Genomic DNA, 18,072 nt, shown 5'->3' with positions numbered 1-18,072 from the left:
ATTGTTAAGATAAAGGAGTTTTCAAGGTGAAAAATAAATGGTTATTAAAATCAATTAGATATAGTGTTCTCGCATTCTTTCTATTATTGATTCAGTTATCGCAAGGAGTAGATGCAGATACCATCTCTGCAGGTTCGGGCAATCGTATCCATTTCATAAATACTAAAGCAAAATCTGGGAGTGACGCTATCCTTCTGGAAAGCAATGGTCACTATGCTTTGATTGATATGGGAGAAGACTATGATTTTCCTGATGGGAGTGATCCACGCTATCCAAGCCGCTGGGGAATTTCCATGAGAAATTATCAAGTATTGGAGGATCGATTGATTCGCCACTTGGATCAAATAGGTGTAAAAAAATTAGATTTTATTATAGGAACTCATGTTCATAGTGACCATATTGGTGGAGCGGACGAAATACTCAATCGATATCAAGTCGGTAAGTTTTATTTGAAAAAATATTCAGATGATCGGATCACAGCAAACTGGGGACTATGGGATAATCTTTTCAATTATGATAATGCTTTGAGAGCAGCTCAAAAACGAGGAGTTACTCTTATCCAGAATATTTCAGATGAGGATAGCCACCTAAAATTAGGTGATATGGATATCCAACTCTACAACTATAAGAATGAATATGATGCTGACGGGAATCTGAAAAAAGTTCGAGATGATAACTCCAACTCCATTGTTTCAGTAGTGACTGTGGCAGGAAAGAGAATCTATCTTGGAGGAGATTTGGATAATGCCGAAGGAGCAGAAGATAAGTTAGGTCCAGTTATCGGCAAGGTTGATATGATGAAATGGAACCACCATTATGATGCGACAATTTCAAATACGATTAATTTCCTTGAAAACTTATCACCAAAAATGATTATTCAGACAACTGGTGGAGATATTAATGTTGCTTCAACCAGAGAATACCTTCAGAAGAAAAATATTCAGGTTCTTCATGCTGCTAGCCAAACTCAAGACGCTACCGTTTTTGATATTAGCGATAAAGGATTTGCAAATGTTTCAAATACCTTCCCTAATATCCCTGTAGTTGACGAAAAATGGTATCAAGAAGATGGTTATTGGAAATATCGTTTGACTGACGGAGAAATGGCTATCGGCTGGAGAGAGATTGGCGGAGCCACTTATTTCTTTAATGGAAAAGGACAAATGCAAGCAGGTCGCTGGCTTCACCTTAACGACGACTGGGGAGAAAATGCCAAAGGGAATGATTACTATCTGAACCAAAATGGTAAAATGCAAACTGGTGGTTGGTTCAAACTAGATGACTCTTGGTATTATATCCAATCAAATGGTGCTAGACGATTTAGCGAGCTCTCTGAAATTGGAGGGAAAAAGTATCTCTTTGCGGCAGATGGGAAGATGCTAACAGGACACCAAGTTTATAATGGCAAGAAGATGTTCTTTAGCGAAAGTGGTGCACTCCAAACAGCAGGTAAGCCTTCAACATGGCAAAAGATTGATTCAAATTGGTATTTCTATGATGAGGATGGGCTAAAGACCATCGGTAAAAAGAATATCAATGGAAGCACATACTACTTTAATCAAGAAGGTATCATGCAAACTGGCTGGGCATTTGTTGATGGTCACTGGAACTATTTTGCAAGTTCTGGAGCTATGAAAACCGGCTGGGTCAAGGATCAGGAAACATGGTATTATCTGGATAAAGATGGCATCATGTTAACTGGCAGACAAGATATAAATGGTGTTCGTTACTATTTGAATGCTAGTGGTGCCATGCAGACTGGCTGGAAGTGGCAAGACAATAGCTGGTACTTCTATACGAACTCAGGTGCTATGAAAACTGGTTGGTTGAAAGATAAAGAATCATGGTATTATTTGGATCCAGAAACTGGTATTATGGCTGTAGGATCTAAAGAGATTGACGGTAAGAACTATTTCTTCAGCTCTGCAGGTACTATGCAAGTTGGATGGCAGTGGTCAAATGATTCTTGGCATTATTACGCTACGTCTGGCGCACTCCAAACTGGTTGGTTGAAAGATGGTGATGCCTGGTATTATCTTGAAGGTAAGGAAGGCGTTATGTTAGTCGGCCTCCATCAAGTAGATGGTAAGCAATATTACTTTAGCAAATCTGGTGCCATGCAAACAGGCTGGAAATGGTTTGATAATCATTACCGTTACTTTGAATCAAATGGAGCCATGAAAACTGGTTGGATAAAAGACAAAGGCGTCTGGTATTATCTAAATCCTGAAGATGGCATCATGTTGGTTGGCCTTCATAAAGTAAATGGTGATCATTATTACTTTGATGAATCAGGAGCTATGCAAACGGGTTGGAAACAGCTTGATGGTAATTGGTACTATTTCCAAGCTAATGGTTCTTTGTTGAAGAACGCAACAACACCTGATGGTTACAAAGTAAACGAAGAAGGAATCTGGAAACAGGCTGTTGCTGCTGTAAATAGCGATGCAGTCAAGCCAGAACAGAAACAAGAAGCTAATTCCTCTATTGTTGAACAACCTAAACAAGATTCAAATCTAGAAGCCAACGCTTCTGAAAAGAAAGAAAACGAATAAAGAAGAAATCCCCTACTGGCAACTAATTTATCAGTAGGGGATTTTTTTAATTTCGTTTTAATTTAGCAAGTAAAAGGTTCAGTGCATAGTGGAGTGTTTTGTCTTTGGTAATAAAGAGGGTCAAGAGGTAATAGATACCACAAGTTGCCACGGTAGAAAGAACCATGAGAATCATATTAAAGTTTACTGTGTAGGAATTGATTTGGAAAATCATCTTGAAAATATAGAAGATTGGGATAAAACCAAGGGATATGAGGCTATAACGTGTTAAGGTTATAAAAATTTCTTTTAAACTAATCAGTTGGTGTTTCTTGATAAAATGAATTTCAAGTAAAACGACGATAGTTTCTGCGATAATGGTCGTAGCGATGTAATACTCAGGTGCAAAAATATTATTGAAATACAAGATGCTATTTAATAGTATATTGGCACCACCACCAAGGAAGTAGAAGGCTGTTAAGCGATTTTCATGGTCGTTGATAAAGATAATCTGTTTACCAAGAATCAACTCAATAGCCCAAATGATGGTACGAAAAGCGAAGACGCTAGTTACGATACCCGCTTCAAGATATTTTTCAGAAGAATAAATAACAGTTGCGTACCGTCCCAATATCATAATCCCGATACTAGTTGGAACCATAAGGAAATAGAATAAGGATGCCGCTTGATTCACGAGATAATTATAGGACTTGTAATCCTTTTTACCGAGATAGTAGCCAAGGCGTGGAATACTGACGTTGATAGCTCCACTCAAGACACTGGCAATCAACATGACGATACTATAGGCAATTGTATAATAAGAAATATAGTTTTCATCTGGTCCCTTGGTGATAAACATTCTATCTAGCAAGGTGTAAAGCATATTAGCGTTTGCTAAGAGAAGCATAGTGAAGAGCGGTTTAGAAGCTTTGACTAATTCGACGAATCCAATTTTAACAAAAGAAACTTCTCTCTTAATCCAAAGAAAACTGAGCAGGTAGTTGAGGATAGTGGTCGCTGTCATAACGATAGCATAAGGAACGATATCATCTGCCGTTTTAACAAAGGCGAAGATAGCGACCAGCATGGTAATTCGAATAATTAATGTTTTGTAGAGGATGAAGGCATAGTTTTCATAAGCCTCGTTCATCCATTCGATATTGAGAAATTGGAAGAGTGCTTGGGCCCCTAGGATGTAGTAGAGGACTTTCAGATTCTCAATGCTGGTGTCAAAGAAGATAATGAGGAAGTAGATACCTGTCGTCAGGAGAGAGGTGAAAACCGAGATATAAAACAACTTAGAAAAGACGTAGTTGATTTTATTCTTGTCATCCTTGACCTTACTAATAGCTCGAATCCCGTAGTTGTATATTCCAAAGGCAGCTAGTGGAATAACGAAACTTGCCCAGGTATTGGCTGTATTGAAATAACCGTAATTGGATTTGCTGAGAATCCGCGTCAGATAAGGATTGGTTATCAGTGGAAAAACGATATTGAGAATATTGACCAGCAAGCTGGCCAAGGCATTGACTTTTATATTTTTCATTGAACTTTCTTTCTTAAATCTAAAATCATCTCTAGTATTATATCACATTCTCGCTTCATTCTTTTGATAAAATCGTAAAAATCTAGTATAATAGATAGACTGAAAGTATGAGGTTACTAGATATGAAGATGAAACAAATTAGTGATACAACACTGAAAATCACGATGACTTTAGATGATTTGATGGATCGTGGAATGGAGATTGCAGACTTTCTCGTTCCTCAGGAAAAAACAGAAGAGTTTTTCTATGCTATTTTAGATGAATTAGAGATGCCAGACAATTTCTTGGATAGTGGCATGCTGAGTTTCCGTGTGACGCCAAAACCAGATAAGGTCGATGTCTTTGTGACCAAGTCCAAGATTGACCAGAATCTGGATTTTGAAGATTTGACGGACCTACCTGATATGGAAGAGTTGGCCCAAATGTCACCAGACGAATTTCTCAAAACCTTGGAAAAAAGTATCGCAGAAAAGACCAAGGATGATATAGAGGCCATCCAATCACTAGAACAGGTCGAGGCTAAGGAAGAGGAGTTGGAGCAAGCGAACAAGGAGACTGAGAATAAGAAAGAACCTTATATCTACTATATCCTGCGCTTTTCAAGCCTTGCTGACTTGGTTGCTTTTGCAAAGACGGTTAACTACCAGATGGAAACATCTGAACTCTATAAGATGAATGGGTACTACTATTTGACAATCTTAGTTGATGTGGAGAATCATCCTAGTCCATATCCAGCCTGGCTCTTGGCTCGTATGCGTGAATTTGCTGACGACAGTGACATCAGCCGTTCGGTCTTACAAGAGTATGGTCACATCTTGATCAATCACGACGCTGTGTTCGGTCTTCAAAAGATTCGTTCATAATTTTCAAAATCAATTTTCATTTATCAAGAAAGACGAATCATGGGATTCGTTTTTTCTTTTCTAGACCGAAATAGTGATTTACTATAATAGGAATTTTCATAAAATTCTGTTATAATGGCTATATCAGAAAATTTCTAGGAGACAAACATGACAGTTAAAATTGCTTTACTTGGATTTGGTACCGTGGCAAGTGGTGTGCCATTCCTCCTAAAGGAAAATGGAGAAAAAATCGTTCAGTCAGCTCATTCTGAGATTGAAGTAGCCAAGGTATTGGTCAAGGATGAAGATGAAAAGAACCGCTTGCTTGCAGCAGGAAATGACTTTAACTTTGTAACCAATGTAGATGATATTTTAGCAGACAAGGGCATTACAATCGTAGTGGAATTGATGGGGCGTATCGAACCAGCTAAAACCTTTATCACTCGTGCCTTAGAAGCTGGGAAACACGTTGTTACTGCCAACAAGGACCTTTTGGCTGTCCATGGTGCAGAATTGCTAGAAATCGCTAAAGAGCATAATGTAGCACTTTACTACGAAGCAGCTGTAGCTGGTGGGATTCCAATTCTTCGCACTCTAGCAAATTCATTGGCTTCTGACAAAATTACGCGCGTTCTTGGCGTTGTTAATGGAACTTCCAACTTCATGATGACCAAGATGGTGGAAGAAGGCTGGTCTTACGATGATGCTCTGGCTGAAGCGCAAAGACTTGGATTTGCAGAAAGCGACCCTACAAATGACGTTGATGGGATTGATGCAGCCTACAAGATGGTGATTTTGAGCCAGTTTGCTTTTGGTATGAAGGTTGCCTTTGACGATGTAGCCCACAAGGGAATCCGTAACATCACACCAGAAGACGTAGCTGTAGCCCAAGACCTTGGCTATGTAGTGAAATTGGTTGGTTCTATCGAGGAAACTCCTTCAGGTATTGCTGCAGAAGTGACTCCAACTTTCCTTCCTAAAGCACATCCACTTGCCAGTGTGAATGGGGTAATGAACGCAGTCTTTGTGAAGTCTATAGGCATTGGTGAATCGATGTACTACGGACCAGGTGCGGGTCAAAAACCAACTGCGACAAGTGTTGTAGCAGATATTGTCCGTATCGTTCGTCGCTTGAATGATGGTACCATTGGTAAAGACTTCAACGAATACAGCCGTGATTTGGTCTTGGCAAATCCTGAAGATGTTAAAGCAAACTACTATTTCTCAATCTTGGCACCAGACTCAAAAGGTCAGGTCTTGAAATTGGCTGAGATTTTCAACGCTCAAGATATTTCCTTCAAGCAAATCCTCCAAGATGGCAAAGAGGGTGACAAAGCGCGTGTAGTGATTATCACTCATAAGATTAATAAAGCACAGCTTGAGAATGTTTCAGCTGAGTTGGCCAAAGCTTCAGAATTTGACCTCTTGAATACCTTCAAGGTGTTAGGAGAATAGGATGAAGATTATTGTACCTGCAACCAGTGCCAATATCGGGCCAGGTTTTGATTCGGTCGGTGTAGCTGTAACCAAGTATCTTCAAATTGAGGTCTGTGAAGAACGAGATGAGTGGTTGATTGAACACCAGATTGGCAAATGGATTCCCCATGACGAGCGTAATCTTTTGCTTAAGATTGCCTTGCAAATTGCGCCGGACTTGCAACCAAGACGCTTGAAAATGACCAGTGATGTTCCCTTGGCGCGTGGTTTGGGTTCTTCTAGCTCGGTTATCGTTGCTGGGATTGAACTAGCCAACCAATTAGGCAACCTCAACTTATCTAACCACGACAAATTGCAGTTGGCTACCAAGATTGAAGGACATCCTGACAATGTAGCTCCAGCAATTTACGGCAATCTCGTTATTGCAAGTTCTGTTGAAGGAAATGTTTCAGCGATTGTGGCTGACTTCCCAGAGTGTGATTTTCTAGCTTATATTCCCAACTATGAATTGCGTACCCGAGACAGCCGTGGTGTCCTTCCTAAGAAATTGTCCTACAAGGAAGCTGTTTCAGCTAGTTCGATCGCCAATGTGGCCGTTGCAGCCTTGTTAGCAGGAGATATGGTGACAGCTGGTCAAGCAATCGAGGGGGACCTCTTCCATGAGCGCTATCGTCAAAGTCTGGTCCGTGAATTTGCGACGATTAAGCAAGTAGCCAAAGAGAATGGTGCCTATGCGACCTACCTTTCTGGTGCCGGACCAACAGTGATGGTCTTGGCCTCTCATGACAAGATGCCGGCTATTAAGGCAGAATTGCAAAAGCAACCTTTCAAAGGCAAACTGCATGACTTGAAAGTTGATACGCAAGGTGTCCGTGTCGAAACAAAGTAAAGAAATAGAAGATAGGATGGGGAAAGTCTTGATTAAAGGGCTTCCTATCCTTTTTTTGAAAAGAAGTTTATACTCAATGAAAATCAAAGAGCAAACTAGGAAGCTAGCCGCAGGTTGCTCAAAACATGGTTTTGAGGTTATAGATGAAACTGACGAAGTTAGCTCAAAATACTGTTTTGAGGTTGCAGATGTAAGCTGACGTGCTTTGAAGAGATTTTCGAAGAGTATTAGTTTAAAAACTTGATAAAGGAGAAATAAAGATGGCAGAAATTTATCTAGCTGGTGGTTGTTTTTGGGGCCTAGAGGAGTATTTTTCCCGAATTGCTGGAGTGCTAGCAACCAGTGTCGGCTACGCTAATGGCCAAGTCGAAACGACCAATTACCAGTTGCTCAAGGAAACAGACCATGCAGAAACGGTTCAAGTAATTTATGATGAGAAAGCTGTGTCACTCAGAGAGATTTTGCTTTATTATTTCCGTGTTATTGATCCAGTGTCTATTAACCAGCAGGGGAATGACTGTGGTCGCCAATATCGAACGGGAATCTATTATCAGGATGAAGCAGACTTGCCAGCTATCTACACAGTGGTGCAGGAGCAGGAGCGCATGCTGGGTCGAAAGATTGCAGTAGAGGTGGAGAAACTTCGCCACTACATATTAGCAGAAGACTACCATCAAGACTATCTCAAGAAAAATCCTTCAGGTTATTGTCATATCGATGTGACCGATGCTGAGAAGCCATTGATTGACGCCTCAAACTATGAAAAGCCTAGTCAAGAGGTGTTAAAGGAAAGCTTAACTGAAGAGTCTTATCGTGTTACGCAAGAAGCTGCTACAGAGGCTCCATTTAGTAATGCTTATGACCAAACTTTTGAAGAGGGGATTTATGTAGACATCACGACAGGGGAGCCACTCTTTTTTGCTAAGGATAAGTTTGCCTCAGGTTGTGGTTGGCCAAGTTTTAGTCGTCCGATTTCTAAGGAGTTGATTCACTATTACAAGGACCTGAGCCATGGAATGGAGCGAATCGAGGTTCGTTCTCGCTCAGGCAATGCTCACTTGGGTCATGTTTTCACAGATGGACCTCAGGAGTTAGGTGGCCTCCGTTACTGTATTAATTCTGCTTCCTTACGCTTTATAGCCAAGGATGAGATGGAAAAAGCAGGATATGGCTATCTATTACCTTACTTAAACAAATAAAACTGAGAGGGTGGGGCTTCCCACTTTCTTCATTTCCAGAATAAGAATAGAAGGGATTTATGAAACACTTACTATCTTACTTCAAACCCTACATCAAAGAGTCGATTCTAGCACCCCTGTTCAAGCTGCTAGAAGCTGTTTTTGAACTCTTGGTTCCCATGGTGATTGCAGGGATTGTTGACCAGTCCTTGCCCCAGAGAGATCAAGGGCACCTTTGGATGCAGATTGGCCTGCTCCTTATCTTTGCAGTGATTGGCGTTTTAGTGGCCTTGGTAGCCCAGTTTTACTCAGCCAAGGCAGCGGTGGGTTTTGCCAAAGAACTGACAGACGACCTTTATCGTCATATTCTTTCCTTACCCAAGGACAGCAGAGATCGTTTGACAACTTCTAGCTTGGTGACTCGCTTGACTTCGGATACTTACCAGATTCAGACTGGTATCAATCAATTCCTGCGCCTCTTTTTGAGAGCGCCTATTATCGTTTTTGGAGCCATTTTTATGGCCTATCGCATCTCGGCTGAGCTGACTTTCTGGTTCTTAGTTATGGTTGTCATTTTGACGATTGTCATTGTCGGTCTCTCTCGACTGGTCAATCCTCTCTACAGCAGTCTCAGAAAGAAAACGGATCAGCTGGTTCAGGAAACGCGCCAGCAATTACAAGGCATGCGAGTTATTCGTGCTTTTGGTCAGGAAAAACGAGAGTTACAGATTTTTCAAACCCTTAACCAAGTTTATGCTAGATTGCAAGAAAAGACGGGTTTCTGGTCTAGTTTGTTAACACCTCTGACCTATCTGATTGTTAATGGAACTCTTCTCGTCATCATCTGGCAGGGCTATATTTCAATTCAAGGAGGTTTACTCAGTCAAGGTGCCCTCATTGCCCTCATCAACTATCTCTTGCAAATCTTGGTGGAATTGGTTAAGCTTGCCATGCTGATCAATTCCCTCAACCAGTCCTATATCTCAGCCAAGCGAATTGAGGAAGTTTTTACCGAAGCTCCAGAAGATATTTTTTCAGAATTAGAAGAAAAGCAAGCTACCGGTGATCGTGTTTTGCAAGTCAAAGAATTAACCTTTACCTATCCTGATGCGGCCCAGCCTTCTCTGAGAAACATTTCCTTTGATATGAATCAAGGGCAGATCCTTGGTATCATCGGGGGAACTGGTTCAGGTAAATCAAGCTTGGTGCAAGTCTTACTTGGTCTTTATCCAGCAGACAAGGGGAGCATTGACCTTTATCGAGATGGATGTAGTCCTCGTAATCTTGAGCAGTGGCGGTCTTGGATTGCCTATGTACCTCAAAAAGTCGAACTTTTTAAAGGAACTATTCGTTCCAACTTGACTCTAGGTTTCAATCGAGAAGTGTCTGACCAAGAACTTTGGCAGGCCTTGGAAATTGCGCAAGCTAAGGATTTTGTCAGTGAAAAGGAAGGACTTTTGGATGCCCTAGTTGAGGCAGGAGGACGAAATTTCTCAGGTGGACAAAAACAAAGGCTATCTATTGCCCGAGCAGTCTTGCGACAAGCTCCATTTCTCATCCTAGATGATGCGACCTCGGCCCTGGACACCATCACTGAGTCCAAACTCTTGAAAGCTATCCGAGAGAATTTACCTAACACGAGCTTAATCTTGATTTCTCAACGAACGTCTACACTTCAGATGGCTGACCAGATTCTCCTCTTGGAAAAAGGTGAGTTACTAGCTGTTGGCAAGCACGAGGAATTAATGAAGACTAGCCAAGTCTATCGCGAAATCAATGCATCCCAACATGGAAAGGAGGACTAGCATGAAACGACAAACCGCAAACCAGACGCTCAAACGTTTGGCCATAGATTTAGCAAACCATCCTTTCCTCCTTTTCCTTGCCTTTCTAGGAACTATTGCCCAAGTTGCTTTATCGATCTACCTACCTATCTTGATTGGGCAGGTCATTGACCAGGTCCTCGTAACTGGTTCTTCACCAGTTTTTTGGCAGATTTTCATCCAGATGATCTTGGTGATCATAGGAAATACACTGGTACAATGGGCCAATCCTCTTCTTTATAATCGTCTAATCTTCTCTTATACCAGAGACTTGCGGGAGCGAATCATTCATAAGCTCCATCGGTTACCGATTGCTTTTGTGGATCGGCAGGGCAGTGGAGAGATGGTTAGTCGTGTGACCACAGACATAGAACAGCTGGCAGCCGGCTTAACCATGATTTTCAATCAATTTTTCATTGGTGTTTTGATGATTTTGGTTAGTATTCTAGCCATGCTCCAAATTCATCTCCTCATGGCCCTCTTGGTCTTGCTGTTGACGCCCCTGTCCATGGTGATTTCACGCTTTATTGCCAAGAGATCTTATCACCTCTTCCAGAAGCAAACGGAGACGAGAGGAATTCAGACTCAGTTGATTGAAGAGTCTCTTAGCCAGCAAACTATTATCCAGTCCTTCAATGCTCAAACAGAGTTTATCCAAAGACTGCATGTGGCTAATGCCAACTATGCAGGCTATTCTCAGTCAGCCATCTTTTATTCATCAACGGTTAATCCTTCAACTCGCTTTGTCAACGCACTCATTTATGCTCTTCTTGCTGGAGTAGGAGCTTATCGAATCATGATGGGGTCCACCTTGACCATCGGACGTTTAGTGACTTTTTTGAATTACGTCCAACAGTACACCAAGCCCTTTAATGATATTTCTTCTGTTTTAGCTGAGTTGCAAAGTGCTTTAGCTTGTGCAGAGCGTGTCTATGCTGTCTTAGAAAGTCCTGAGGTTGTTGAAACAGGTAAGGAAATCTTGACCAGTGACCAAGTTAAGGGAGCCATTTCCTTTAAGCATGTTTCTTTTGGATACAATCCTGAAAGGATCTTGATTAAGGATTTGTCTATCGATATCCCAGCTGGTAGCAAGGTAGCCATCGTTGGTCCGACAGGTGCTGGTAAGTCAACTCTTATCAATCTCCTCATGCGTTTTTATCCTATTAACTCGGGAGATATCTTGTTAGATGGGCAATCCATTTATGATTATACCCGAGCGTCATTGAGACAGCAGTTTGGGATGGTACTCCAAGAAACCTGGCTCAAGCAAGGGACCATTCATGACAATATTGCCTTTGGAAATCCTGATGCCAGTAGGGAGCAGGTGATTGCTGCCGCAAAAGCAGCCAACGCAGACTTTTTCATCCAACAGTTGCCACAGGGATACAATACCAAGTTGGAAAATGCAGGAGAATCTCTCTCTGTCGGTCAGGCTCAGCTTTTAACCATTGCCCGTGTCTTTCTAGCTATTCCCAAGATTCTCATCTTAGACGAGGCGACTTCCTCCATCGATACGCGGACAGAAGTGCTGGTACAGGATGCCTTTGCCAAACTCATGAAAGAGCGAACAAGCTTTATCATCGCCCACCGCCTGTCAACCATTCAGGATGCGGATCTGATTCTAGTCTTGGTGGATGGTGACATCGTGGAGCATGGTAACCATCAGGATCTCATGGCTAGAAAGGGCAAGTATTACCAAATGCAAAAGGCTGCGGCTTTTAGCTCTGAATAATCCTTTCTATTTTGAAATCTTATGGATAAAAAGAGTTGCCTTCGGGTGACTTTTTTGTTACAATAGCTAGAAAAAATTAGGGTCTTAGAAGGAGAAAACAATGAAAGTCTATCATCATCTAAATATCGTGACTTGTGACCAAGATTTCCATGTTTATTTGGATGGTATCTTAGCCGTTAAGGACTCTCAAATCATCTATGTCGGTCAAGAGAAACAAGAAATTTTAAATCAAGCCGAGCAGATTATAGACTATCAGGGAGCCTGGATTATGCCTGGTTTGATCAATTGCCATACCCATTCAGCTATGACAGGATTGAGAGGGATCCGAGATGACAGCAATCTCCATGAATGGCTCAATGACTATATCTGGCCAGCAGAAGCAGACTTCACTCCTGACATGACTACAATAGCAGTCAAGCAGGCTCTGACAGAGATGCTCCAGTCAGGAACAACAAGCTTCAACGATATGTATAATCCCAATGGTGTGGCGATTGAGCAAATTTATCAGGCAGTCAAAGCTTCCAAGATGCGTGGTTATTTCTCACCGACCCTCTTTTCTTCAGAGGCAGAATCAACTGCTGAGACTATGAGCAGAACACGAGCCATCATAGAGGAAATCTTAGGATATGAAAACCCAAATTTCAAGGTTATGGTGGCTCCACATTCTCCCTACAGTTGTAGTAGAGACCTTCTGGAAGCAAGCTTAGATATGGCAAAAGAGCTGGACATTCCTATCCATATCCATGTGGCGGAGACCAAGGAGGAATCAGGAATTATCCTGAAACGATACGGCAAACGCCCCCTCGCATTTCTAGAAGAACTAGGTTACTTAGATCATCCGTCTGTCTTTGCTCACGGGGTCGAATTAAACGAGAGAGAAATTGAACGTTTGGCAACCTCTCAAGTGGCCATCGCTCACAATCCTATTAGTAACCTCAAACTGGCCTCAGGGATCGCTCCAATCATCCAACTGCAAAAAGCAGGAGTAGCAGTCGGAATTGCGACTGACTCAGTTGCTTCCAATAACAATCTAGATATGTTTGAGGAAGGACGGACCGCAGCCCTTCTTCAGAAAATGAAGAGTGGAGATGCCAGCCAATTCCCTATCGAGACAGCCCTTAAGGCACTGACAATCGAAGGGGCTAAGGTTCTAGGAATGGAAAATCAGATAGGAAGCCTAGAAGTTGGCAAACAGGCAGATTTTCTGGTCATTCAACCACAAGGAAAAATCCATCTTCAACCTCAGGAAAATATGCTCTCTCACCTGGTTTATGCTGTCAAATCCAGTGATGTTGACGATGTTTATATCGCTGGAGAACAGGTGGTTAAGCAAGGCAAAGTTTTGACAGTAGAGATTTAAAAAATTTTAAAAAAAGTTTGCAAAAATCTTGCATTCTTTTTTTGTCTATGCTATACTTATATACGGTTTGAAAAAACTGCCTAAGACAGTAGGGGAGCTCGACTCATAAAGATCCTACCGAGGACAAAACGTATCATGTAAAAAGAAGCGTATTGTACTTTCGTGTCTAGGTTTGGGCGCGTTTTTCTTTTGGAAAAATTCCCCAAGCAAAATAATTACGGAGGTGAACACACTAATGAGTGAAGCAATTATTGCTAAAAAAGCGGAACTAGTTGACGTAGTGGCTGAAAAAATGAAAGCTGCTGCATCTATCGTCGTTGTAGACGCTCGTGGTTTGACAGTTGAGCAAGATACAGTTCTTCGTCGTGAGCTTCGTGGAAGCGAAGTTGAGTATAAAGTCATTAAAAACTCAATCTTGCGTCGTGCAGCTGAAAAAGCTGGTCTTGAAGATCTTGCATCAGTATTTGTTGGACCATCTGCAGTAGCATTTTCTAACGAAGATGTTATCGCACCAGCGAAAATCTTGAACGATTTTGCTAAAAACGCTGAAGCACTTGAAATCAAAGGTGGTGCAATCGAAGGCGCTGTCGCATCTAAAGAAGAAATCGTTGCTCTTGCAACTCTTCCAAACCGCGAAGGACTTCTTTCTATGCTCCTTTCTGTACTTCAAGCGCCAGTGCGCAACGTTGCTCTTGCAGTCAAAGCGGTTGCAGACAACAAAGAAGACGCAGCTTAATCTTAAGCTACGCAGCGTAGCCTAGCTACGGAAAAACTATTATAAAATTAAAAACTTATTTGGAGGAAATAACAATGGCATTGAACATTGAAAACATTATTGCTGAAATTAAAGAAGCTTCAATCCTTGAATTGAACGACCTTGTAAAAGCTATCGAAGAAGAATTTGGTGTAACTGCAGCTGCTCCTGTAGCTGTTGCTGCAGCTGGTGCTGCTGACGCTGGTGCTGCTAAAGATTCATTTGACGTTGAGTTGACAGCTGCTGGTGACAAAAAAGTTGGCGTTATCAAAGTTGTACGTGAAATCACAGGTCTTGGACTTAAAGAAGCTAAAGAACTTGTTGATGGTGCACCAGGTGTCATCAAAGAAGGCGTTCCAACTGCAGAAGCTGAAGAAATCAAAGCTAAATTGGAAGAAGCTGGAGCTTCAGTTACTCTTAAATAATAGAGCAACTACATTAGTAGCTTAAAAACATGATTAAACCGCTATTCTTAGGAGTAGCGGTTTTTTCTGTTTAGAATGGTAAATCTACCTCTAAATTATAGTCTGATACGAAAGTTCTAGGGTGCTTTTTCTAACAGTTACTAGAATCTTGATAGAAATTCAATTTTCTTCTTGACTCTGACCTTAGGTAAGGGATTATACTAATAATAGATAAGAAAGGAGATTACTATGCAAATCAATATGATTCGTTCAGATGAAGTTTACCAAGAGATGCTCGAGCTTCCTTTGGAAAAGAGAGAGGGCTGTTTTCGAGCTAAAATATTAGCACCTTTTGCTACGAAATACCAAACTCAACATATTCCTCTGAAAGCCAAGTATCCCGGAGGATTTGATGCTTTGTTCCTACTTGGTTTTATGAATCAGCTACCCGGAACTCTGTCAGAGAAGGATAGACCAGCTATCGACGCTCTGAGCTCTGATCAACTCTGGCAAGACTGCCAGAATACCATCAAGAGGAGTATTGGTCTTTTTGAGCAGGCTGGCTATGACTTAGAGGTTGAGGATTACCATTTTACTATTTTATTGGGCAACCCTGAAAAGCCCATGTTACAGCTCAATAAGGGTTATAGTGGAGATGGTGGAATTCCAGGCTACCTCATGCTTAGTCTGCTACCAAATGACTATACTTTACCCCGTGTGCAGGCGGCGTTAGCCCATGAGTGCAATCACAATGTCCGCTTTCAATTTGTCAAATGGAACCAGCAGACGACACTAGCAGACTGGGTAGTCAGTGAAGGATTGGCAGAGTTTTTTGCTGCTGAGCTCTATGGCAAAGATCTCATTGGGCCTTGGGTTACTTCAACCAGTCCAGAGCAGTTAGAAGAGATTAAGCCCATCATCTCAAGTCAGCTTCAGCTAACGGGGATGGCGGAAATGGCACCATATCTCTACGGTGATGAAATAGCTAAGATACAGGGTCAGATACCAGTTGGAATGCCTTATGCTGCGGGCTATGCTTATGGCTATCATCTGATACAAGCCTATCTGAAAATGACTGGCAAAACTATTATTGAAGCAACTGTGACACCAACGGAACAGATTTTAGAGGCGACTAAAGATTTTTGGAAATGACACTTTTGCTTGAAAATCTGCCAGAGTCTGATATAATGAAAGTAATTTTTGGAGGTGACTATATGCACTATAAAAGAGTTGAATTAAAAGTTACAAATCAAGGTATCCATGAGCGCAAGATCTTTCAAGGTGTTAAGATTTTCAGTCGTAGCAAGTTGTCCAAAGATCAGAAAAGTATTCTAACACAGAAGCTTTACCTGACACCGAAGCAAAACATTGTTTACTATCAACGGAAAGATATCAACTATGACCAGAACTGGCATCATAATAAGGACTATTATGAGCTAGCTTATGGCCAGTTGGACAGAGAGACGGTTTTTAAGGTTTGCCAAGATTTTGACGACCTGACTCCTTTTATAGAGGATGAGCTGCTGGAGAAGCTAAAAGAAAAGCGGTCAGCAGGCAAATTTTTTGAAAAATTAGATATATAAAAATCCGACTGCTTTCATAAGCAGTCGGATTTCTCTAATTTATAGTTTGATAATTTTTCATAAGGGAAAATAGATCTATTTTTATCATGAACAGCTAACTTAGTTAGAAATTGTAGAAACAGTATAGTTGAAATCTATGAAGAATAAGTGTATAATCAAAAAAATGATTGAGTGCTCACTCAATTTTGTAGATGTGTAAAGGAGTTCATACAATGGTTGTTCAAGCAATACAATATAGTCGTTTCGGTGATGAAGAAGTGTTAGATTTAGTGAACATTAAATCTGATTCTTTGAAACTGAATCAAGTGAGGGTAGAAGTTCATGCAGTTGGTTTAAATCCTATTGATTATAAGACTTTTGAAGGTGCAAAGCCACTCCGATTTCTATCTTTTATGACAAAACTCAGGAAGCCAAGTCGTTGGTTTGAGTCAAAATCATCTCTTTTTCCAAGAGGTGTTGGTCGGGATTTTGCTGGAGTTATCACAGAAGTTGGTGAAGGAGTAAATCGGTTTGCAGTAGGGGATAAGGTTTTTGGAACAATGATCAGTGACCCTGGATTGGGTACCAAGAGGGGAGCTTTGGCAACAGAAGTTTGTGTCAATGAATCAGAAATTGTGTTGAAACCAGAGATGATTGATATGAACCATGCAGCTACTATGGGTGTAGCCTCTCTAACAGTGGGAGGTGCTTTTAGAAAGATTGATCTAAACTCTAAAGATGTTGTAGTTATTTCAGCAGCAGCAGGTGGTATTGGAAGTATCGCAGTACAGTATGCAGTTGCTAAAGGTGCGACAGTTATTGGAATTGCAAGTAAGAAAAATTCAGATTATCTAAAGTCCTTAGGTGCCATACCAGTAGCTTACGAAGGAAACATCCAGAATGCTCTTCTATCAGCAAGTCCAACGCCGATTACAAAGTTCTTGGATTGCTATGGAAGTGATTATGTTAAATTGGCTTTCAGTTTGGGATTGAAGGGCACTGCTATTGGAACGTTAGTACCTTCACCATATGTTATGATAAGAGGTGCTCAGTTCACGGGTCCGAGACATTCCACATATGATGATTTTAGAGTTCTAGCGGAAATGGTCTCAGATGGGAAGGTTCGGCTGAATATTGATCAGGTTTATGATTTTTCTCTAAAGTCTGTTAGAGAGGCATATCGTAGTCTGAAGTCGGGACACACTCGAGGTAAGAAGGTTATAAAAGTAAGAGAGTAGCAGAGAGGTGCCAGCAATGGAAAGTTTAGAACAAAAGTATGCTCAGACATTAGAAAATAGCAACTTGAGTTTAAAACAACGTCAAGTATTATTATCAAGTCTAAAGCTATTTTCAGAAATTGGCTTTGAAAATACAACAGCCAGCCTTATTGCTAAGGAGGCTGGAGTTTCAGAAGGGACCGTTTTTAGTTACTTTAAGACCAAGGAAGGCATCTTAGAGGCTATTCTGTCAACTTTTCTCGAACAGGTTATTCCAGATGTAATTGCTGATTTTTCTGAGAAGAAATTTACAGCAAGCCAAGAGAGTTTTCCAGTGTTTTTGAGAAGCATTGTTCGAGATAGACTAGTTTTCATTCAGGAGAATCAAATGCAAGTTAAAATTCTCTTGAGTCGTTCTTTTATTGATGAAACTACTTCTGACCAGTTAGGGAATGTTATTGTTCACTCTATCATTAAGTCAATTAGTCCAGTTCTGAATCAGTTTAAAGAGAATGGTGTTATCCGAGATTGGTCAAACGAAAGAATTGTTCGCTATATTTTAGCCTTGAGTCTTTCTTATGCTCTTCCAATGATGTTGAATGATAATGAGGACCTAGACATAGATGAAGCAGTAAATGAAATAGTTGAATGTCTGTCTTTTGCCTTAGTAGAAGTAAAATAAATCTTGATTTTAAGCTTACTATTTTAAATAGTGAGCTTTTTTGAAGCCAACATAAAAATCCCCAATCATAATGATTGAGGATTAAGCAAATGAATCTTAAACAATACCTTAA

The 18,072-nt window shown here is 40.9% G+C and carries 15 protein-coding genes and 1 other annotated feature; of the genes, 14 read left to right on the top strand and 1 reads right to left on the bottom strand.

Features of this window, described 5'->3' with window-relative positions:
- Positions 1 to 26 precede the first annotated feature (26 nt).
- On the top strand, positions 27 to 2,555 hold the full coding sequence (locus ACORHV_RS05710; RefSeq protein WP_125397961.1) for an MBL fold metallo-hydrolase: 2,529 nt from the start codon (positions 27 to 29) through the stop codon (positions 2,553 to 2,555).
- Between the two features lie 46 nt (positions 2,556 to 2,601).
- Here the strand turns inward: ACORHV_RS05710 and ACORHV_RS05705 are convergent, their stop codons facing one another.
- Positions 2,602 to 4,080: an oligosaccharide flippase family protein gene (locus ACORHV_RS05705; RefSeq protein WP_227945990.1), complete on the bottom strand. Its 1,479-nt coding sequence runs from the start codon at positions 4,078 to 4,080 to the stop codon at positions 2,602 to 2,604.
- A gap of 122 nt (positions 4,081 to 4,202) precedes the next feature.
- Here ACORHV_RS05705 and mecA point away from each other — a divergent pair, with 122 nt between their 5' ends.
- The 13 genes from mecA (at position 4,203) to ACORHV_RS05640 (ending at position 17,960) form a co-directional block, all read left to right on the top strand.
- A complete protein-coding gene (gene mecA / locus ACORHV_RS05700; RefSeq protein ID WP_254735688.1) occupies positions 4,203 to 4,943 on the top strand; it encodes an adaptor protein MecA in 741 nt (246 codons plus the stop codon).
- Positions 4,944 to 5,090: 147 nt separating this feature from the next.
- Positions 5,091 to 6,377 carry a homoserine dehydrogenase gene (locus tag ACORHV_RS05695; protein WP_434397723.1) on the top strand — a complete coding sequence of 429 codons (1,287 nt, stop codon included), beginning with the start codon at positions 5,091 to 5,093 and terminating at the stop codon, positions 6,375 to 6,377.
- A 1-nt stretch (position 6,378) separates the two neighbouring features.
- Positions 6,379 to 7,248, top strand: a complete 870-nt coding sequence (thrB, locus tag ACORHV_RS05690) for a homoserine kinase (RefSeq protein ID WP_000692419.1) — start codon at positions 6,379 to 6,381, stop codon at positions 7,246 to 7,248.
- Between the two features lie 260 nt (positions 7,249 to 7,508).
- Positions 7,509 to 8,447 (top strand): peptide-methionine (R)-S-oxide reductase MsrB, encoded by a 939-nt coding sequence (msrB, locus tag ACORHV_RS05685; RefSeq protein WP_000818177.1) that lies wholly within the window; start codon positions 7,509 to 7,511, stop codon positions 8,445 to 8,447.
- A gap of 59 nt (positions 8,448 to 8,506) precedes the next feature.
- Entirely contained in the window at positions 8,507 to 10,231 is a 1,725-nt protein-coding gene (locus tag ACORHV_RS05680) for an ABC transporter ATP-binding protein (protein ID WP_000681722.1), read from the top strand.
- Between the two features lies 1 nt (position 10,232).
- Positions 10,233 to 11,981 carry an ABC transporter ATP-binding protein gene (locus ACORHV_RS05675; RefSeq protein WP_000828807.1) on the top strand — a complete coding sequence of 583 codons (1,749 nt, stop codon included), beginning with the start codon at positions 10,233 to 10,235 and terminating at the stop codon, positions 11,979 to 11,981.
- A 100-nt stretch (positions 11,982 to 12,081) separates the two neighbouring features.
- Entirely contained in the window at positions 12,082 to 13,341 is a 1,260-nt protein-coding gene (locus tag ACORHV_RS05670) for a TRZ/ATZ family protein (RefSeq protein WP_000870139.1), read from the top strand.
- A gap of 61 nt (positions 13,342 to 13,402) precedes the next feature.
- Positions 13,403 to 13,538: a sequence feature (ribosomal protein L10 leader region), on the top strand.
- Positions 13,539 to 13,576: 38 nt separating this feature from the next.
- Positions 13,577 to 14,077: a 50S ribosomal protein L10 gene (rplJ, locus tag ACORHV_RS05665; RefSeq protein WP_001287274.1), complete on the top strand. Its 501-nt coding sequence runs from the start codon at positions 13,577 to 13,579 to the stop codon at positions 14,075 to 14,077.
- A 74-nt stretch (positions 14,078 to 14,151) separates the two neighbouring features.
- The gene (gene rplL / locus ACORHV_RS05660; protein WP_001196964.1) at positions 14,152 to 14,520 is read left to right on the top strand and encodes a 50S ribosomal protein L7/L12; all 369 of its coding nucleotides are present in this window, start codon (positions 14,152 to 14,154) and stop codon (positions 14,518 to 14,520) included.
- A 228-nt stretch (positions 14,521 to 14,748) separates the two neighbouring features.
- On the top strand, positions 14,749 to 15,651 hold the full coding sequence (locus ACORHV_RS05655; RefSeq protein WP_001166696.1) for a DUF2268 domain-containing protein: 903 nt from the start codon (positions 14,749 to 14,751) through the stop codon (positions 15,649 to 15,651).
- Between the two features lie 62 nt (positions 15,652 to 15,713).
- The gene (locus ACORHV_RS05650) at positions 15,714 to 16,082 is read left to right on the top strand and encodes an EXLDI protein (RefSeq protein ID WP_009013639.1); all 369 of its coding nucleotides are present in this window, start codon (positions 15,714 to 15,716) and stop codon (positions 16,080 to 16,082) included.
- 212 nt (positions 16,083 to 16,294) lie between these two features.
- Positions 16,295 to 17,299: an NADP-dependent oxidoreductase gene (locus ACORHV_RS05645; protein ID WP_000261421.1), complete on the top strand. Its 1,005-nt coding sequence runs from the start codon at positions 16,295 to 16,297 to the stop codon at positions 17,297 to 17,299.
- Between the two features lie 16 nt (positions 17,300 to 17,315).
- Positions 17,316 to 17,960: a TetR/AcrR family transcriptional regulator gene (locus ACORHV_RS05640; protein ID WP_000444592.1), complete on the top strand. Its 645-nt coding sequence runs from the start codon at positions 17,316 to 17,318 to the stop codon at positions 17,958 to 17,960.
- The last annotated feature ends 112 nt before the right edge of the window (positions 17,961 to 18,072 follow it).

Origin of the sequence: Streptococcus sp. KHUD_016, from assembly GCF_051106465.1 — a bacterium.
Classification (GTDB): domain Bacteria; phylum Bacillota; class Bacilli; order Lactobacillales; family Streptococcaceae; genus Streptococcus.
This window is presented reverse-complemented; position numbering and strand designations above follow the sequence as displayed.

Bases quoted from the DNA above. Each gene is read 5' to 3' on its own strand.
- ACORHV_RS05705 (WP_227945990.1), bottom strand. From the start codon at position 4,080: ATGAAAAATATAAAAGTCAATGCCTTGGCCAGCTTGCTGGTCAATATT.
- mecA (WP_254735688.1), top strand. From the start codon at position 4,203: ATGAAGATGAAACAAATTAGTGATACAACACTGAAAATCACGATGACT.
- ACORHV_RS05695 (WP_434397723.1), top strand. From the start codon at position 5,091: ATGACAGTTAAAATTGCTTTACTTGGATTTGGTACCGTGGCAAGTGGT.
- thrB (WP_000692419.1), top strand. From the start codon at position 6,379: ATGAAGATTATTGTACCTGCAACCAGTGCCAATATCGGGCCAGGTTTT.
- msrB (WP_000818177.1), top strand. From the start codon at position 7,509: ATGGCAGAAATTTATCTAGCTGGTGGTTGTTTTTGGGGCCTAGAGGAG.
- ACORHV_RS05680 (WP_000681722.1), top strand. From the start codon at position 8,507: ATGAAACACTTACTATCTTACTTCAAACCCTACATCAAAGAGTCGATT.
- ACORHV_RS05675 (WP_000828807.1), top strand. From the start codon at position 10,233: ATGAAACGACAAACCGCAAACCAGACGCTCAAACGTTTGGCCATAGAT.
- ACORHV_RS05670 (WP_000870139.1), top strand. From the start codon at position 12,082: ATGAAAGTCTATCATCATCTAAATATCGTGACTTGTGACCAAGATTTC.
- rplJ (WP_001287274.1), top strand. From the start codon at position 13,577: ATGAGTGAAGCAATTATTGCTAAAAAAGCGGAACTAGTTGACGTAGTG.
- rplL (WP_001196964.1), top strand. From the start codon at position 14,152: ATGGCATTGAACATTGAAAACATTATTGCTGAAATTAAAGAAGCTTCA.
- ACORHV_RS05655 (WP_001166696.1), top strand. From the start codon at position 14,749: ATGCAAATCAATATGATTCGTTCAGATGAAGTTTACCAAGAGATGCTC.
- ACORHV_RS05650 (WP_009013639.1), top strand. From the start codon at position 15,714: ATGCACTATAAAAGAGTTGAATTAAAAGTTACAAATCAAGGTATCCAT.
- ACORHV_RS05645 (WP_000261421.1), top strand. From the start codon at position 16,295: ATGGTTGTTCAAGCAATACAATATAGTCGTTTCGGTGATGAAGAAGTG.
- ACORHV_RS05640 (WP_000444592.1), top strand. From the start codon at position 17,316: ATGGAAAGTTTAGAACAAAAGTATGCTCAGACATTAGAAAATAGCAAC.